Annotated in this window: 13 protein-coding genes; 5 read left to right on the forward strand and 8 right to left on the reverse strand. The window is 74.2% G+C overall.

The window, feature by feature from the left end; genetic code table 11:
• The first annotated feature begins 4 nt into the window (after positions 1-4).
• Positions 5-1288 carry a nucleotide sugar dehydrogenase gene (locus tag EV376_RS14920; protein WP_130323708.1) on the forward strand — a complete coding sequence of 428 codons (1284 nt, stop codon included), beginning with the start codon at positions 5-7 and terminating at the stop codon, positions 1286-1288.
• Between the two features lie 62 nt (positions 1289-1350).
• Here EV376_RS14920 and EV376_RS14925 read toward each other — a convergent pair whose 3' ends face one another.
• Entirely contained in the window at positions 1351-1899 is a 549-nt protein-coding gene (locus tag EV376_RS14925; RefSeq protein WP_130323710.1) for an acyltransferase, read from the reverse strand.
• 210 nt (positions 1900-2109) lie between these two features.
• Here EV376_RS14925 and EV376_RS14930 point away from each other — a divergent pair, with 210 nt between their 5' ends.
• Positions 2110-2766 carry a response regulator transcription factor gene (locus EV376_RS14930; RefSeq protein WP_130323712.1) on the forward strand — a complete coding sequence of 219 codons (657 nt, stop codon included), beginning with the start codon at positions 2110-2112 and terminating at the stop codon, positions 2764-2766.
• 6 nt (positions 2767-2772) lie between these two features.
• Positions 2773-4179, forward strand: a complete 1407-nt coding sequence (locus EV376_RS14935; protein ID WP_130323714.1) for a sensor histidine kinase — start codon at positions 2773-2775, stop codon at positions 4177-4179.
• Between the two features lie 40 nt (positions 4180-4219).
• Here the strand turns inward: EV376_RS14935 and EV376_RS14940 are convergent, their stop codons facing one another.
• The 4 genes from EV376_RS14940 to EV376_RS14955 form a co-directional block, all read right to left on the reverse strand.
• Entirely contained in the window at positions 4220-5176 is a 957-nt protein-coding gene (locus tag EV376_RS14940; RefSeq protein WP_486482643.1) for a TAXI family TRAP transporter solute-binding subunit, read from the reverse strand.
• 75 nt (positions 5177-5251) lie between these two features.
• Entirely contained in the window at positions 5252-5905 is a 654-nt protein-coding gene (locus tag EV376_RS14945; protein WP_130323716.1) for a hypothetical protein, read from the reverse strand.
• 99 nt (positions 5906-6004) lie between these two features.
• On the reverse strand, positions 6005-6802 hold the full coding sequence (yaaA, locus tag EV376_RS14950) for a peroxide stress protein YaaA (RefSeq protein WP_130323718.1): 798 nt from the start codon (positions 6800-6802) through the stop codon (positions 6005-6007).
• A gap of 54 nt (positions 6803-6856) precedes the next feature.
• A complete protein-coding gene (locus EV376_RS14955; RefSeq protein WP_130323720.1) occupies positions 6857-8470 on the reverse strand; it encodes a hypothetical protein in 1614 nt (537 codons plus the stop codon).
• A gap of 138 nt (positions 8471-8608) precedes the next feature.
• Between EV376_RS14955 and EV376_RS14960 the strand changes: the two genes are divergently transcribed.
• Positions 8609-9649, forward strand: a complete 1041-nt coding sequence (locus EV376_RS14960) for a phosphatase domain-containing protein (protein ID WP_130323722.1) — start codon at positions 8609-8611, stop codon at positions 9647-9649.
• A gap of 104 nt (positions 9650-9753) precedes the next feature.
• Positions 9754-11769, forward strand: a complete 2016-nt coding sequence (locus tag EV376_RS14965; RefSeq protein WP_165438010.1) for a family 10 glycosylhydrolase — start codon at positions 9754-9756, stop codon at positions 11767-11769.
• A 144-nt stretch (positions 11770-11913) separates the two neighbouring features.
• On the opposite strand, the gene EV376_RS30490 is transcribed toward EV376_RS14965, so the two are convergent.
• From EV376_RS30490 to EV376_RS14980, 3 genes are all read right to left on the reverse strand, one after another.
• On the reverse strand, positions 11914-13293 hold the full coding sequence (locus tag EV376_RS30490) for a hypothetical protein (protein WP_207228160.1): 1380 nt from the start codon (positions 13291-13293) through the stop codon (positions 11914-11916).
• 408 nt (positions 13294-13701) lie between these two features.
• Positions 13702-15804 carry a 1,4-alpha-glucan branching protein GlgB gene (gene glgB / locus EV376_RS14975; RefSeq protein WP_130323724.1) on the reverse strand — a complete coding sequence of 701 codons (2103 nt, stop codon included), beginning with the start codon at positions 15802-15804 and terminating at the stop codon, positions 13702-13704.
• Positions 15792-17879 carry an alpha-1,4-glucan--maltose-1-phosphate maltosyltransferase gene (locus tag EV376_RS14980; RefSeq protein ID WP_130323726.1) on the reverse strand — a complete coding sequence of 696 codons (2088 nt, stop codon included), beginning with the start codon at positions 17877-17879 and terminating at the stop codon, positions 15792-15794. The genes glgB and EV376_RS14980 overlap by 13 nt, the downstream gene beginning before the upstream one ends.
• Positions 17880-17881: the final 2 nt, after the last annotated feature.

Genomic DNA, 17881 nt, shown 5'->3' on the forward strand with positions numbered 1-17881 from the left:
AGTCATGAACATCTGCGTCGTAGCCCTCGGGAAGATCGGGCTGCCGCTGGCCGTCCAGTTCGCGACGAAGGGGCACCGGGTGATCGGTGCCGACGTGTCCGAGCGGGTCGTCAACCTCGTCAACGACGGCGCGGTGCCGTTCCCCGGCGAGACCGACCTGGACGTCAAGCTCAAGGAGGTCGTCGCCGCCGGTCTGCTGTCGGCCACCACCGACACCGCCGCCGCGGTCGCCGAGTCCGAGGCCGTCGTGGTCGTGGTCCCGCTGTTCGTCGACGCCGAGGGCGTGCCGGACTTCGGCTGGATGGACGACGCGACCCGGGCGATCGCCCGCGGGCTCAAGCCGGGCACGCTGGTCAGCTACGAGACCACCCTGCCGGTCGGCACCACCCGCAACCGCTGGGCGCCGATGCTGGCGGAGGGCTCCGGCCTGACCGCCGGCACCGACTTCCACCTGGTCTTCAGCCCGGAGCGGGTGCTCACCGGCCGGGTCTTCGCCGACCTGCGCCGCTACCCGAAGCTCGTCGGCGGCATCGACGAGGCCTCCGCCGCGCACGGCGTGGAGTTCTACCAGGCGGTGCTGGACTTCGACGAGCGCCCGGACCTGGGCAAGCCCAACGGCGTCTGGGACCTGGGCTCCGCCGAGGCGTCCGAGCTGGCCAAGCTCGCCGAGACCACGTACCGGGACGTCAACATCGGCCTCGCCAACCAGTTCGCCCGGTTCGCCGACAGCGTCGGTGTGGACGTCCTCAAGGTCATCGAGGCGTGCAACACCCAGCCGTACAGCCACATCCACAACCCGGGCATCGCCGTCGGCGGGCACTGCATCCCGATCTACCCGCGGATGTACCTGTGGAACGACCCGGCCGCCACGGTGGTCCGCTCGGCCCGCGAGGCGAACGCCGCGATGCCGCAGTACGCCGTCGACCTGCTCGCCGCCGCGTACGGCGACCTGACCGACGTCGAGGTGCTGGTGCTGGGCGCCAGCTACCGGGGCGGGGTCAAGGAGACCGCGTTCTCCGGCGTCTTCCCGACCGTCGAGGCGCTGCGCGCCCGGGGCGCCAAGCCGTACGTGTCGGACCCGATGTACACCGCCGAGGAGCTGGTCGCGCACGGCCTGCCGCCGTACGAGGGGCAGCGGGTCAGCGCGGCGGTGATCCAGGCCGACCACGCCGAGTACCGCAACCTGGCCGCGAGCGACCTGCCGTCGGTGCGCGTGCTGGTCGACGGTCGGCGGGTCACCGACCCGGCCCGCTGGGCGGACGTGCGCCGGGTCGTCATCGGCGGCTGACCGGCCCCGGTCCACGCGACGGGCCCCGACCGTGGCGGTCGGGGCCCGTTCACGTCTCGCGCTCAGCCCTGGCTCAGGCCCGGCGGCGGGTTGTCGACGTCGCGCGAGATCACCTCGCCCTTGGCGTCGACCCAGCCCTTCGGGCGCGCCGGGTTCCCAACCACCAACTGGTACGGCTTGACGTCCTTCGTCACCACCGACCCGGCGGCGATCATGGCGTACTCGCCGATCTCGATCCCGCAGACCAGGGTGGCGTTGGCGCCGATCGACGCGCCCCGGCGGACCAGCGTCGGGGTGATCGTCCAGTCCGGGTTCTGGGCGCGCGGCCGGAAGTCGTTGGTGAAGACCGCGCACGGCCCGACGAAGACCTCGTCCTCGATCGTCACGCCCTGGTAGACGGAGACGTTGTTCTGGATCTTGACCAGGTCACCGACCGTCACCCCGGCGTCGACGTACACGTTGCGGCCGATGACGCAGCCCGCGCCAACCTTGGCGGTGGACCGGATGTGGGCCAGGTGCCAGACCTTCGTGCCGTCGCCCACCTGGGCGCCGGCCTCCACGTCGGCGGTGGGGTGGACGAAGACCGGCGGCCGGTCGTTGCTGTCAGTCATCGGCGTAGCATATCGATCCGCTCAGCCGAGGAGCGCCGCGACCGCGTCGGCGACCGGCACGTCGGCCGGCACGTCCCACTCCGTGGTGGCGAGCAGCTTGTAGATCACCCCCGCAGCCTACGACCTGGTTGTCGGCCGACCGGCCCTCCCGTTGGTCGCGAGCGTCTGTCACCATTCGTGGTCGGCGGCAGAGGAAATGGGGGAGCCGGGGTGCGGATCCTGCTGGTCGAGGACGACCGCCGGGTGGCTGCTGCGCTCTCCGCCGCCCTCACCCGGCGCGGGTACCAGGTGGAGCACGCCGCGACGGTCGCCGCGGCCCTCTCCGCCGCGCCCTGCGACCTGGTGCTGCTGGACCTCACCCTGCCCGACGGCGACGGCACCGACCTGTGCCGGGAGCTGCGGCGGCGCAGCAGCCAGCTGGGAATCATCGCGGTGACCGCGCGGGGGGAGGAGCGGGACCGGGTGCTGGGGCTGCGGCTCGGCGCCGACGACTACGTGGTCAAGCCGTTCTCGATGGTCGAGTTGCAGGCCCGGATCGAGGCGGTGCTGCGCCGGGCCGCCCACGCCGCCCCGGAGCGCAACCTGATCGAGGTGGGCCCGGTCCGGGTCGACGTCGAGGGCCGCACCGTGCACGTCGACGGTCGGGAGGTGGCGCTGACCCGCAAGGAGTTCGACGTGCTGCTCTCCCTGGCCCGGCAGCCGGGGGTGGCCGTGCCCCGCGACCGGATCCTGCTCGACGCGTGGGGCACCACCTGGGCCGACCGGCACACCGTCGAGGTGCACGTCGGGTCCCTGCGCGGCAAGCTGGGCGATCCCCGGCTGGTGGAGACCGTACGCGGCGTCGGCTACCGGCTGCGCGGCGGGTGACGCGCGGTGCGCCGACGCCTGGTGATCAGCTACCTGCTGCTGATGGTGCTGGTCCTGTTCGCCCTGGAGACCCCGCTCGCGGCGACGCTGGCCAGAGGGGAGACCGAGCGGGTCCGCGCCGACCGGCTCGCCGACGCCAACCGCTTCGCGTCGCTGGCCGGCCCGGCCCTGCGCGGCGGCACCACCGGCTCGATCAACAGCGAGCTGGAGAGCTACGACGACCTGTACGGAATCGGCGCGGCCGTCGTCGACCGGGACCGGCGGACCGTGACGTCGTCGGCGAGCTGGCGGCCCGCCCCGGGCACCCGGAGCGCCCTCGACGTGGCCCTGTCCGGGCAGCAGGCCAGCGGCCCCGAGTCGGTCCTGCCGTGGGTGGACCGGCCGATCGTGGTGGCGGTGCCGATCAACGACGGCGGTGAGGTGCTCGGTGCGGTGGTCACCACCACCCCCGTCGACCGGGTCCGGCGGACCGTCACCACCTGGTGGCTGCTGCTCGCCGGCACCGGCCTGCTCGCGGTGCTGGCCTGCGTGCTCACCGCGTTCGGGCTGGCCGGGTGGGTCCTGCGCCCGGTCACCGAGCTGGACGCCGTCACCCATGAGATCGCCGAGGGGGACCGGGGCGCCCGGGTGCAGCACCGGATCGGCCCGCCCGAGCTGCGCCGGCTCGCGGAGAGCTTCAACCACATGGCCGACGTCGTCTCGGACGTGATGGACCGGCAGCGCGCGTTCGTCGCCCACGCCAGTCACCAGCTCCGCAACCCTCTGACCGCGCTGCGGCTGCGGGTGGAGGAGCTGGGGCCGAGCCTCCACGATCCGCCGGGGCGCGCCGAGCACCAGCTGGCCCTGGAGGAGACCGACCGGCTGGCCCTCGTCCTGGACGCCCTGCTCACCCTGGCCCGGGCCGAGCGGACGGACAACCTGCGGGTCACCGTCGACGCGGCGGCGATCGCCGCCAACCGGGTCGCGGCCTGGACGCCGCTCGCCCGCCGCCGGTCGGTCACGCTGCACCTCGACACCCGCGACGCCCCGGCGTACGCGCGAACCGTGCCGACCGCCGTCGACCAGGCGCTCGACGCGCTCATCGACAACGCGGTGAAGTTCAGCGGCACCGGCGGCGAGGTCACCGTGGAGGTCCGGCGCGCCGCCGGCGGGACCACCCTGGAGGTACGCGACACCGGCCCCGGCATGACCGCCAGCCAGCTCGACCAGGCGACCGAGCGGTTCTGGCGGGCACCCGAGGTGCAGAACGTCGACGGCGCCGGGCTTGGCCTGACCATCGTCGCCGTCCTGGTCGACGCCTCCGACGGGAGGCTCACCATGCGTCCCAACCCGCCGCGCGGCCTGACCGCCCAGCTGTGGTTCCCCGCGCCCGCCGACGAGCCGGCGGCAGCCGAGCCCGGCGACGGAGGTTAGGCCGGGCTGGTGCGCCTACCGCGGCGTCGCGCAGGGGTCCCTACGGTTTGGTCGCCCGGTACCAGGCGACCGCGCCGGGGTGCAACGGCAGCGGAGTGGTGGTGATGGCCGAGCGGGGACTCATCCGGCCGGCCGCCGGGTGCGCCGAGGCCAGCTCCTTCCGCCGCTCCATGAGCAGCCGGGTCACGTCGCGTACCAGCTGCTGCGGCAGGTCGGCGCGGACGATCAGGAAGTTCGGGTTGGCCACCGTGGTCACCGGGTCCACCCCGTACACCGAGCGGGGGATGTCCCGGGACACGTAGAACCCGGGATGGCGGCCCCGCAGCGGCTCGGTCCACGCGCCCAGGTCGACCATCCGCACGTGCCGTTCCGAGGCCAGCGCCGCCACCGCCCCGACCGGCAGGCCACCGGAGAAGAAGAACGCGTCGATGCGGCCCTCGCGCATCGCGGCGACCGAGTCGTCCAGGCCGAGCCGCTCCCGCCGTACGCCGTCCCCGCCGAGCTGGGCCACGTCGAGCAGGCGGGAGACGGTGATCTCGGTGCCGGATCCGGGGGCGCCCACCGACACCCGCCGGCCGCGCAGATCGGCCAGGGTCCGTACGCCGCTGGCGGCCGTGGTGACGAGGTGCAGCAGGTCGTCGTACACCCGGGCCACGGCGGCCACCGACGGGTCGGTGCCCGGGGCCGCGGGCAGGACGTCGGCCTGCGTGAAGCCGAGTTCGGCCGCGCCGGAGCCGACCAGCCGCACGTTCTCGGCCGACGCGGCGGTGACCACCACGCTGGCCCGGACGTTCGGTAGTTCCCGGTTGAGGATCGCGGCCAGGGACTGCCCGAAGGCATGGTAGACGGCGGTCGGGCTGCCGGTGGCGATCCGGATCGTCACCGGCGGGCCGGCGCTCTCCCGGCAGCCGGCGAGGCCCGGCAGGACAGCCGTCAGGAGCAGCGCCAGCAGGGCCGCGACGGGTCGGCGGCGTCGGGTTCGGTCCACGGGCTGCACTCTGCGCCGTGCGGGTGGCTCACCGCAAGCCCGCACCCGGTGGCCCAGCCCGGCGTCGGCCCCGGTCACGGGGGCTCAGTCCGGGTCGCGGGGCGGGTCCAGCTCGACGGCGTCCAGGATCCGCTCCCGGTCCGGGCCGTACGCCACGCTGACCAGGAAGCACCCGGTGCCGGGGCGCAGCAGGGCCGGCACGTCCAGCAGGGCGGCACCCCGGACGAGGACCGCCGCCAGTTCCCGGTCGGTGAGGCGTACCCCGAGAATGTGCCGGCGCACGTGCCGCCCGCCGGCCAGCAGCGCGGCCCGCCAGGCCGCGGCGGCCAGCCGGGGCCGCCAAACCCGGCGCGGGGTCGACGCGCCCGGCACCGGAGCACCGAGCAACTCGCGGCGCCCCTGCCGCCAGCCGGCCTCCAGCCCGGTGGCGTACGCGAGCCGCCGCGCCGGTGGCACGGTCAGCCGGTGCAGCTCGTAGCGGCGGCGCAGGCCGCCGACGGCCCGCTCGTGCGTTACCGGGATGTCGAGCCGTTCGAGCAGCTGACGCATCCGCCGGGCGGCGTCCTCCCGGTTGAACTCTACGATCCCGGGCCGGTAGGCGGGTGCGACGCGGCGCGGCCCGGCCGGCGGGGTCACACAGCGCAGGAGGCACGCGGCCTCGAACGTGTCGGCCAGGGTCAGCCAGTCCAGCGGTGGCGGGACCGACGGCCGGGGCCGGTCGAGCAGGATCGGTTCCACCTGGGGACTCCTTCGTCGGGTTCCCCTACCGTGGCGGCTGCGTCCCGCTCGCGGAACCGATCCGGACGAGGCTTGAGGAAATCTTGCGCGTCCCAGCCGTCACAGTTCGGTGACCACCACGTCGAGTTGCCGGGGCCGGCCCGTCGGCGCCGGCTGCTCCTCGACGGTGTACTTGAGGTCCCGCAACGCCGTGACGAGCCCGTCGGCGGTGCGCGGGCGGGCGCCGGCGGTCAGCAGGTCGCGGACCAGCCGCCCCTTGGTCGCCTTGTTGAAGTGGCTCACCACCGACCGGACGGGCACGCCGTCGACCTCCCGTTCGTGCAGCACCCGGACGGTCACCGTCCGGGCCGCCACCGGGCCACGCGGGGTCCACGTCGCCGCGTACGCGCCGGAGCGCAGGTCCAGCACCGGCCGGTCGCCCGCCGCCGCGGTCAGCGCGGGCGCCAGGGCCCGCCGCCAGTACGCCGCCAGCGCCCCCGGCCCGGGCAGCTTCGCCCCGATCGGGCAGCGGTACGGCGGGATCCGGTCGGTGAGGCGCACCGCGCCCCAGAGCCCGGAGCTGATCAGCACCGACCGGCGGGCGGCCCGCAGCGCGGCCGGCGGCAGGGAGGCGAGGTCGAGGGCCTCGTACAGCACGCCGGTGTAGAGCCGCTCGGCCGGCGCGGTCGCCGCCTCCCGCAGCCGGGCGTTGCGGCGCAGCTCGCCGCGCTGCCCCGGGCTGAGGCCGAGGGCGCTCAGCGCCGCCTCCTCGGCGTCGGTGGCGGAGAGCGCGACCAGCGCCGCCAGCACCTCCTCGCGGGCCGGGGCCAGCTCCGGCAGCGACAGCCGGGCCAGGTCGAGCCGCCGGCCCGTGCCGGCGTCGGCCTTCCCCTCGGACGGCGGCAGCAGGATGAGCATCGGCGTACTCCTCGATCGGCCCGGCACCCGGGACCGCCAGCGTACGGCCACCCGCTACCGCCAGGGCCGGACCGGTGCCTCCGGGTGGTACACGCGATACCCGCCGACGTCGAGGACGGGCGCCGCGTCGGCCCGGTCCCGGAGCAGCCGGAGCAGCCGCCGCTCCAGCGTCGAGCCCGCCTCCACCACGTACCCCGGGCGCTCGGCGGCCGCCACCCGGTCCCAGTAGGGCGGATAGCGGTTCTGCCCCGGGGTGAACCAGTCGTCGAGCACCCCGCACACCACCTCCTCGGCGGTGTTGAAGACCAGGCGGTTGCAGGTCCAGTAGTCCCCGTACACCGCGTGCGGGCCGGTCGCCCGCAGCGCGTCGGCCAGCTCCCGGGCGGCCCGCTCCTCGGTCCGCGAGGCCGCGCTGCCGGCGGTCGCGAACAGCACCGTGACAGCCAGCGCGGTCGCGGCGAGGGCGGCCAGCGCGGCCGCGGCGGCGCCGCCGGCCAGCCGGCCGGCCAGCCCGGACGCGCCCCGTCGGGCGGCCACCGCCATCCGCCACAGCGGCCACAGCACCGCCGGCAGGGACAGTTGCAGCACGGCCAGGTAGCGGGCGTTGCCCAGCGGGTCGGTGGCGGCGAGCGGGCTGCGCGCGTACGACAGCAGGGTCAGCGCCGCGCCGACGACCAGCGCGAGGTGCACGACCGGGCCGACCCGCGCGGCCCGGTCGGCGGCCCGGCGGTACGCGACCACGGCGACCACCGCGGCGATCACCAGCAGCCCGGGGTAGAGCAGCCCGAACCACTCCTGCCAGCGGGCGCAGCCGTCCACCGGGCAGAGTCCGGTGGCCAGCGGTACGCCCTCCAGCACGCCACCGGAGACCCGTTGCGGCAACGGCGGTGGCGTACCCGCCTTGGTGCTGATCTCCCGGAGCACCGACAGCGAGTCCTCGCCCGGCGGGGCGACGAGGTTGTCCCGGATCATCGGGGCCACCCCGAGCGCGAACCCGGCCACCAGCAGCGCGCCCGCCCAGCCGAGCAGGTCCCGGCGGGCCGCCCAGAGCAGCGCGACGGTGGCGACGCCGACGTACGGCAGGATCAGCCAGTCGGACCAGACGGCGACCCCGGCGAGCAGGCCGAACAGGCCCACGGCGAGCCGGCGGCGCCGGATCGTGTCCCGGGCCAGGCCCACGACCACCAGCAGCATCACCAGCACCGCGACCTTGACCTCGGGGCGCCCGCCCACGACGGTCAGCTGGTCCCGCACCACCCGCTCGGAGCCGAGCGCCAGCAGGCCGACGACGAGCGTGGCGAACCAGGGCGAGCCGATCCGCCGGGTCAGCCGGTGGATCAGCCAGAGGAAGATCGCGTACAGGGCCAGCAGCGGCAGCCGCAGCACCGGCCAGCTCGGCCCGGCGAGCGCGACCAGGGGCGCGGCGAGGTACGACTCGAGCATGCCCATGTAGCGCTGCCCGTACAGGAAGACCGGCCATTCCCGGCCGTCGGCGATGTGCAGCGCGGCGAGCCCGAACGTCGCCTCGTCGCTGTTCGACACGGGGATCGTGTGCAGCGTGAGGACCAGCCGGTAGCCGACGCCGGCCAGCCCGAGCACCAGCGCGACGAGCGCCGGCCGGTCCAGCTGCGGGCGCCACCGCCCGCGGTGCGGCACAGGTTGCGACACGACCAACGCCCCCGTCGTCGTCCCGACCGGAGTCTGTCACGGCGCGCGGGTCGGGCGGGCCGGTTCGGCGGAGACCGGGGCCGGGTGGCGTGGTCGTCTCGCGTGGCCGGAGTCGACCCGCTGTGGCAGGGTTGCAACGTGCCACCGACTCCCGCCGGCCAGTTGGCCGTACCCCAACTGCACCGGGCCGCGCGGATCGAGGACGCCGTCCACAACCTGGTCGAACGCCGGCTGCGGCGGACCGGCTGGCGGACGAACATCGTCGCCTACGCCGGCTACGGCCGGCCCGGTTGGGTACGCGTGATGTGCCGGGTGCTGCTGGGGCGTCCGGACACCCGGCAGCGGGGGCGGCTGGAGAAGGTCCGTGGCTGGCGCAGCTTCACCACCCTCCCGGCCAAGTACGTGACCGTGACCATCGAGTCGGGCGGGGTGCGGCACGAGACGCGGACCGACCGCAGCGGCTTCGTCGACACGGTGGTGGCGGCGGACCTGCCGCCGGGCTGGGGGTCGGTGCGGATCAGCGTGCCGGAGGCGGAGCCGGTCGAGGCGCCGGTGCGGATCCTCGATCCGCAGGTGCGCTTCGGGATCCTCTCCGACATCGACGACACGGTGATGGTCACCGCGCTGCCCCGGCCGCTGCTCGCCGCCTGGAACACGTTCGTCCTCGACGAGCACGCCCGCGCGGCGGTTCCCGGGATGGCGGTGCTCTACGAGCGGCTGGTGACCGCGCACCCCGGCGCGCCGGTCTTCTACCTGTCCACCGGCGCCTGGAACGTCGCGCCGACGCTCACCCGCTTCCTGTCCCGGCATCTCTACCCGGCCGGGCCGCTGCTGCTCACTGACTGGGGTCCCACGGCCGACCGCTGGTTCCGCAGCGGCCGGGAGCACAAGCGGGCCACCCTGGCCCGGCTGGCGAAGGAGTTCCCGGAGGTGGAGTGGCTGCTGGTCGGTGACGACGGCCAGCACGACCAGGAGATCTACCGGGAGTTCGCGGCCGCGCACCCGGAGAACGTCGCCGGGGTGGCGATCCGGCGGCTGTCGCCCACCCAGTCGGTGCTCGCCGGCGGCCTGCCCCATGCCGTGGACACGTCGTCGACCGGCCCGGTGGGGCAGAAGTGGCTGTCCGCGCCGGACGGCGCCGGGCTGTGGACGCTGCTGCGCGAGGCCGGACTGGTCTGATCCGCGCCAGCGCGCCGGCCCGACCTGTCGGTCGGCGCTGCCGCCGCGCGGGAATCTCTGAAGATTACTTGCGCATTCACCCGCTGACATTGAATATCTTCTACATGCTGAGAGACTTTCGTCGATGTGTCCCGGTCCTGCTGCTGGCGACCGCGCTCGCCCTCGGCGGAAGTGTCGCCGCGTCCCGACCCGACCCCTCCGACGCCGTGCCGGCCGCCGCGCAGGCCGCCTGCGTGCCCGACCCGGCGACCCCGAAGCGGCAGTTCCGCGGCATGTGGCTGGCCAGCGTCGCCAACATCGACTGGCCGAGCCGCACCGGGCTCACCCCGGCCGCCCAGCAGGCCGAGTACCGGTCCTGGCTCGACCTGGCCCGGCAACGGCGGATGAACGCCGTCGTCGTGCAGATCCGCCCCACCGCCGACGCGTTCTGGCCGTCGACCTACGAGCCGTGGTCGCAGTGGCTCACCGGCACCCAGGGCGGCAACCCCGGGTACGACCCGCTGGCCTTCCTGGTGGCCGAGGCGCACGCGCGGAACCTGGAGTTCCACGCCTGGTTCAACCCGTACCGGGTGGCCAACCACACCGACCTCGCGGCGCTGGCCGCCAGCCACCCGGCCCGGAAGAATCCGGGCTGGACCGTCGCCTACGGCGGCAAGCTGTACTACAACCCCGGCATCCCCGCCGTCCGCGCGTTCGTGCAGGACGCCATGATGGACGCCGTCCGGCGCTACGACATCGACGGCGTGCACTGGGACGACTACTTCTACCCGTACCCGGTCAGCGGTGTGCAGTTCCCCGACCAGGCCACCTTCGCGCAGTACGGTGCGGGCTTCAGCAACATCGCCGACTGGCGGCGCAACAACGTCAACCTGCTGGTGCGGGAGATGGGGGAGCGGATCGGCGCGGCGAAGCCGTGGGTGAAGTTCGGGATCAGCCCGTTCGGCATCTGGCGCAACGCCGGCACCGACCCGCTCGGCTCGCGCACCACCGGCCTCCAGTCGTACGACGCCATCTACGCCGACACGCGCCGCTGGGTCAGGCAGGGGTGGATCGACTACATCGCGCCCCAGCTCTACTGGCACATCGGTTTCGCGACCGCCGACTACGGCGAACTGGTCCGTTGGTGGTCCGAGACCGTCACCGGCACCGACGTCCAGCTGCTCGTCGGGCAGGCCACCTACCGGGCGGGCGCGTCCGGGCAGGACGCGGCCTGGCAGGATCCGGCCGAGCTGAGCGATCACCTCACCCTCAACCGCGGGTACCCCCGGGTCGCCGGCGACATCCACTTCAGTGCCAAGGACGTACGCGCCGACCGGATCGGCGCGGTCAGCCGGCTGGCCGCCGACCACTACAGCCGGCCGGCGCTGGTGCCCGTCGCCGCCGGGCTGGGCGGTGCGGCGCCCGCCGCGCCGAACCTCACCTCGGCGGTCCGCGGCAGCGGCGGCGTGACGCTGACCTGGCAGCGCGGCGCCACCGGCAGCACCACCGCGTACGCGGTCCACCGGCTGCCCGGCGACGGCGCCGTCGACCCCTGCGACCTGGCCGACGCCCGGTACCTGCTCGGCGCGGTCCGCGCGTCGGGCGGCACCGGGACCTTCACCGACAGCACCGCGGCGGCGAACGGGACCTACCGCTACCTGGTGACCGCCCTGGACCGGCTGCACCACGAGAGCCCGGCCAGCAACGTCCGGGTGGTGACCGGCACCGGCTCGACCTTCAGCGTGATCGTGGACAACGCGTCGGGTGCCTTCACCGCCGGCAGCGCCTGGGGCACCTCGTCGTACTCCGCGCAGCGCCACGGCGCCGACTACCGGTACGCGAACCCGCAGGCGGTCAGCGACCCGGCGTGGTTCCGCGCCACGTTGCCGGCGACCGGCACCTACCGGGTCGAGGTCTGGTACCCGGCCGACGCCGGCTACAACAGCGCCACGCCCTACCTCGTGGCGACCAGCGAGGGCACCGTCAGCGTGACCGTGGACCAGCGCACCGGCGGCGGCCAGTGGCGGGTGCTCGGCACCTACCAGCTCACCGCGGGGGAGCGACAGGTGGTCGGGGTGAGCCGATGGACGAGCGGCTCCGGCTACGTCGTCGCCGACGCGGTACGGATCACCCGGCTCTGAGCCGGCCCGCCGCGCTGTCCGGCCGGTGCGCTGTCCGGGCGGGTCGCTGGGGCGGCGGCCCGGTGGACGTGCCGCGGGGCGCGGGCGGGACCCGACGGAGTGTCGAGCCCGGCCCGCGCCCCGCGGCCGGTCCGGTCGATGCCGCTATCCGGCCTGGCCGGTCCGGACGGTGTCCGCGGCGTTCCCGGCCGACGGGTCGGTCAGGCAGCCCGCCGGGCTCGGGTCCTCGACCATGACCGGGTCGGCCGCCCCGGCCTGCCCGTTGCCGTTCGCGTTGCCGTTGCCGTTGCCGTTGCCGTTGCCGTTGCCGTTGCCGTTGCCGTTCGCGTTGCCGTTGCCAGCGGCGTCCTCTTCGGCTCCCGCGTCCTCCTCGGCTCCCGCGTTTTCGTCGGCGCCCGCGTCCTCCTCGGCTCCTGGCTTGTCGCCGGCCTCGGCGGCTTCGCGGGCCTGCCGGATCTCCTGGACGAGCGCCCGGATCTCCTGGATCAGCGCCCGTACCTCGGCGAGCTGGGCCGCGACCTGGTCCGCCACCGCGTCCTGGCCGGCCGCCCCGTCCTGGCCCGCATCCGCGTCCGCGTCCGCACCAGCGTCGGCGTCGTCACCGGCGTCCGCCTCCTCGCCGGCATCGGCGTCCTGGCCGGCATCGGCGTCCTGGCCGGCTCCCGCGCCGTCGCCCGCCTCCTCGCCGGCTCCCGCGTCGGCGTCGGCTCCCGCGTCCTGACCGGTGTCCGCGCCCTCGTCGGCCTGGCCGGCGGCCTCGACCAGTTGGGCGATCTGTTGAATCAGGTCGCCGACCTGGGCCAGGATGGCCGCGGCCTTCTCGGCCCCGCCCCCCGCCGCGGCGTTCCCGCCGGCCGCGGCGTTTCCGCCGGCCGCGGCGTTTCCGTCTGCCGTGCCGTTCCCGTCTGCCGTGCCGTTCCCGCCGGCCGCGGCGTTTCCGCCCACGGCCGCGTTCCCGGCCGCACCCTTGCCAGCCGCTGTCGTCCCGGCCGCCGCCGCGCTCCCGGTCCTCCGCTGCTGGGCCCGCTCGCGCGCCTGGTCGACGATGCCGCCGATCGACTCGACGGCCCCGCCCAACTGCTGCACCCGGGCGGCGGTCGCCCGCGGGTCCTCGATCCGGCCGGCCCGCTCGGCGCGCATCCGCTCGGTGACGGCCCACGCGTTGGTCAGCCGGGCCGCGACGGCGACATCCCACGGCACCTCTGGGCAGACCGCGCCGGCGACCTCCACCTGCGCGGTGCAGCCGGCCGCCGCGCGGCGCTGCTGGATCAGGTCGACGACCGCCTGCCGGTTCGCGATCCGCGCCGCCGAGTTGGCGTCCGGGTTCTGCCGCTGGCCGGCGATGAAGGTGAGGTTGTTCCGCAGGGCGGTGTCGAGGCCCTGGCAGTTCTCCGCGGCCTGGCCGACGCCGGTCGCCACCGCGAAGGCGGCCCCGGTCGTCACCGCGATCGCGGCGATGCCGGCGACCTTCCGCTGCCGTGGTGTCACCGTCGTCGTGCTGCTCGTGCGTCTCCTCCAGGCCATCGAAGCTCCCTCCGCCTGTGTCCGTCAGGGGTGGCCGGCATCCGGTCAGCGGTACGGGTACGTAACGCCGGCCGGTTCAGCCCGACCCGCCGGAACGGCCGAAAGTTCGACGGAGAGTGATCGGATGAGGGGCTTACGGCACCGAGCGTGACTCTGGGAGAGGAGGACTCGGGGAAGAGCTATATGCCTGTGAGGCATATTTATGCCTGACAGGCATATAGCTGTGACGGGAGACCATCCGGCCGGCGCTACACGCCCGGGCGGGGCCGCCGACCAGAGCCGGGCCATGCTCGCCGTCGAAAGCCGTGCTGCCGACCAGGGCCGCGCTCGCCGACGAAAGCCGTGCTGCCGACCAGGGCCGCGCTGCTGGCCAGGGCCGCGCTGCGCTCGTCGCCGCGCCTGGAGCGATCAGGCCGGGCGGAGCCAGAGGACGCCGAGCGGCGGCACCCGCAGCGCCGCTGACGCCGGCATCCCGTGCCAGGGCACGTCCTCGGCGCGTACCTGCCCGAGGTTGCCGACGCCCGTCCCGCCGTAGTGCCCCGCGTCGGTGTTGAGCACCTCGGTCCACGTGCCGGCGGCCGGCAGGCCGACCCGGTAGTCCGCCAGCGGCAGCGCGGAGAAGTTCGCCACGCAGACCAGGGTCCCGCCGTCCGGGGCGATGCGGATGAACGAGACGGTGTTGTTGGCGACGTCGTCGCCGGCGATCCACCGGAAGCCGGCCGGGTCCGTGTCCTGCGCCCACAGCGCCGGGGTCTCCCGGTAGACGCGGTTGAGGTCGCCGACCAGCCGCTGCACGCCGGCGCGGGCCGGGTCGTGCAGCAGGTACCAGTCGAGGCCGCGCTCCTCGCTCCACTCCCGGTCGTCGGCCAGTTCGCAGCCCATGAAGAGCAGCTGCTTGCCCGGGTGCGCCCACATGTACGCGAGCAGGGCCCGCACGTTCGCGAGCCGCTGCCAGGTGTCACCGGGCATCTTCCCGGCCAGCGAGCCCTTCCCGTGCACCACCTCGTCGTGGCTGATCGGCAGCACGTAGTTCTCGCTCCAGGCGTACGCCAGCGAGAACGTGAGCTGATGGTGGTGGTGCTGCCGGTAGACCGGGTCCTTCGAGGTGTAGAGCAGGGTGTCGTGCATCCAGCCCATGTTCCACTTGAAGCCGAAACCGAGCCCGCCGCCGTCGGTCGACCGGGTGACGCCCGGCCAGGCGGTCGACTCCTCGGCGATCATCACCACGCCGGGATGGTGCCGGTAGACCGTGGCGTTCGCCTCCTGCATGAACGCGATGGCCTCCAGGTTCTCCCGGCCGCCGTGCTGGTTGGGCACCCACTGGCCCTCGCCCCGCGAGTAGTCCAGGTAGAGCATCGAGGCCACCGCGTCGACGCGCAGCCCGTCGACGTGGAACTCCTCGCACCAGTAGAGCGCGTTGGCCACCAGGAAGTTGCGCACCTCCCGGCGGCCGAAGTCGAAGACGTACGTGCCCCAGTCGGGGTGCTCGCCGCGCCGCGGGTCGGGGTGCTCGTACAGCGGGGTGCCGTCGAAGCGGCCCAGTGCCCACTCGTCGCGCGGGAAGTGCGCCGGCACCCAGTCGAGGATCACGCCGATCCCGGCCCGGTGCAGCGTGTCGACCAGGTACCGGAAGTCGTCCGGGTCGCCGAACCGCGAGGTGGGCGCGAAATATCCGGTGACCTGGTAGCCCCACGAGCCGCCGAACGGATGCTCCATCACCGGCAGGAACTCCACGTGCGTGAAGCCCAGCTGGGTCACGTACGCGGTCAACTGCTCGGCCAGCTCCCGGTAGCCGAGGCCGGGCCGCCACGAGCCGAGGTGCACCTCGTACACGCTCATCGGCTCCTGGTGCGGATGCCGCCCGGCCCGCGCGGCCAGCCAGTCGGCGTCGCCCCACGCGTACCTCGAACGGTGGACCACCGACGCGGTGGCCGGCGGCACCTCCGCGTACGCGGCCAGCGGGTCGGCCTTGTCCCGCCAGTGCCCGTCCGGCCCGAGGACCCGGTACTTGTACCGGGCGCCGGACCCGACGCCCGGCACGAAGACCTCCCACACACCGCTCGATCCCAGCGAGCGCATCGACCAGCCGTCGTCCGGCGCCCAGCCGGTGAAGTCGCCGACGACGCGCACCCCGCGCGCGTTGGGCGCCCACACGCTGAACGCCACGCCCTCGTCGAAGACCCGGGCGCCGAGCGCCTCCCACAGCCGCTCGTGCCGGCCCTCCCCGATCAGGTGCAGGTCCAGCTCGCCCAGCGTCGGCGGGTAGCGGTACGGGTCGTCGTGCGGCTGCCCGTCGACCTCGATCCGGTAGTCGAGCACCTCGCCCGGGACGACCGCCTCGAAGATGCCCGCGTCGTGCACCCGCTTCATCGGGTGCCGCTCGCCGTCGGCGAGCACCGCGACGTCGGCGGCGCCGCGGCGCAGCGTCCGGATCCTGGTGCGCCCGTCGGCCGGATGGGCCCCGAGCACCGCGTGCGGGTCGTGGGTGCGACCGGCGATCAGCTGGTCCATCGGGGTTCGTCCTTACGCGTGGGGGCGGTGCCGCCGGACAGGTCGTCGGGCACGCTCTCGACGGTCAGGTGGGCGGGCACGGTGGTCGCCGTCGCCTCCGGCGCGGGCGGGACCGGACGGCGGACAGTGAACACGTGCGCCGGCTGCAGATACGGGTCGAGGCGTACCGCGTTGCGCTGCCCCCAGTCGTAACTGGCGCCGGTCAGCTCGTCGTGCACGGTGAACCGCTCGTGCCAGTCGAAGCCCAGCGCCGGCATGTCGAGCGTGGTGTTGCCCCACTGGACGGTGCGGGAGTCGAAGGAGCAGACGACGACCACCGTGTTGCCGGTTTCCGCGTCGCGCTTGGACCAGCAGAGCAGCGCCGGGTTGTCGATGTCGTGGAAGACCAGGTTGCGCAGCTGGTGCAGCGCCGGGTTGTCGCGCCGGACCCGGTTGAGCGTGGCGATGAACGGGGCCAGCGAACGGCCCTGCGCCTGGGCGCCGGCCCAGTCGCGGGGGCGCAGCTCGTACTTCTCGTTGTCCAGGTACTCCTCCGCGCCGGGGCGGGCGACGTGCTCGAACAGCTCGTAGCCGGCGTAGATGCCCCAGGAGGGGGAGAGCAGCGCGGCCAGCACGGCCCGGATCTTGAACATCGGCGGGCCGCCGTGCTGGAGCGCCTCGTGCAGGATGTCCGGGGTGTTCGGCCAGAAGTTCGGTCGCATGTAGTCGGCCGCCGCGACCAGCTCCGCGCAGTACTCGCGCATCTCGGCGGCCGAGGTCCGCCAGGTGAAGTACGTGTACGACTGGGTGAAGCCGATCTTGCCGAGCCCGTGCATCATGGCCGGCCGGGTGAACGCCTCGGCCAGGAAGAGCACGTCCGGATCGACCTTCTTCACCTCGGCGATCAGCCAGTGCCAGAAGTCCACCGGCTTGGTGTGCGGGTTGTCGACCCGGAAGATCCGCACGCCCTCGCCGACCCAGTGCAGCACCACCCGCAGCACCTCGGCCCGGATGCCCTCCGGGTCGTTGTCGAAGTTCAGCGGGTAGATGTCCTGGTACTTCTTCGGCGGGTTCTCCGCGTACGCGATCGAGCCGTCGGCGCGGGTGGTGAACCACTCCGGATGCTCGGTGACCCACGGGTGGTCCGGCGCGCACTGCAACGCCAGGTCCATCGCGACCTCCAGGCCCTGCCCGGCGGCGGCGGCGACGAAGTCGCGGAAGTCCTCCGCCGTACCCAGGTCGGGGTGGATGGCGTCGTGGCCGCCCTCGGCGGCGCCGATCGCCCACGGCGAGCCCACGTCGTCGGGGCCGGCGACCAGCGTGTTGTTGCGGCCCTTGCGGTTGATCCGGCCGATCGGGTGGATGGGCGGCAGGTAGAGCACGTCGAAGCCCATCGCGGCGACGCCCGGCAGCCGTTCGGCGGCGGTGGCGAACGTGCCGGAGCGGGCCGGCGCGTCGACCGTGGCCGGGATCGCCCCCTCGGAGCGGGGGAAGAACTCGTACCAGGCGGAGAAGAGCGCGCGCTTCCGGTCCACCCACAGCCGGTACGCGTCGCCGGTGGTGACCAGCTCCCGGACCGGGTGCTCCCACAACAGATCGGCCAGCTCCAGCGCGGGGCCGACCCGGTGCGACAGCTCCGTGGACCCGTCGCGCAGGGCGGTGATCGCGGCCGCCACCCGCTTCCCGTCGGGCGTGGGCACCAGCTCGGCGGCGGCGGTCAGCACGCGTACGCCCTCGGCCAGGTCGTTGGCGAGATCCTCCGGGCCCTGGCCGGCGGCGATCTTCTTGGTCACCGCGTTCCGCCAGGTCAGGTACGGGTCGGCGAACGCCTCGACGGTGAAGGTCCAGTCGCCGACCGCGTCCGGCCGGATCGTGGCGTGCCAGCGGTCCTGGCCGGGCTCGCCCGGATGCATCCGGGTGAACGGGCGGGCCTGCCCGTCCGGCCCCAGCCAGACCACGTTGCAGCCCAGCGCGTCGTGCCCCTCCCGGTAGGCGCGGGCCGACACCGGGACCAACTCACCGACGACGGCCTTGGCCGGGTAGCGACCGCACGAGACGACGGGGGAGACGTCCTCGATGGGGAAGCGACCAGTCACCG

It is taken from the genome of Micromonospora sp. CNZ295 (assembly GCF_004217535.1).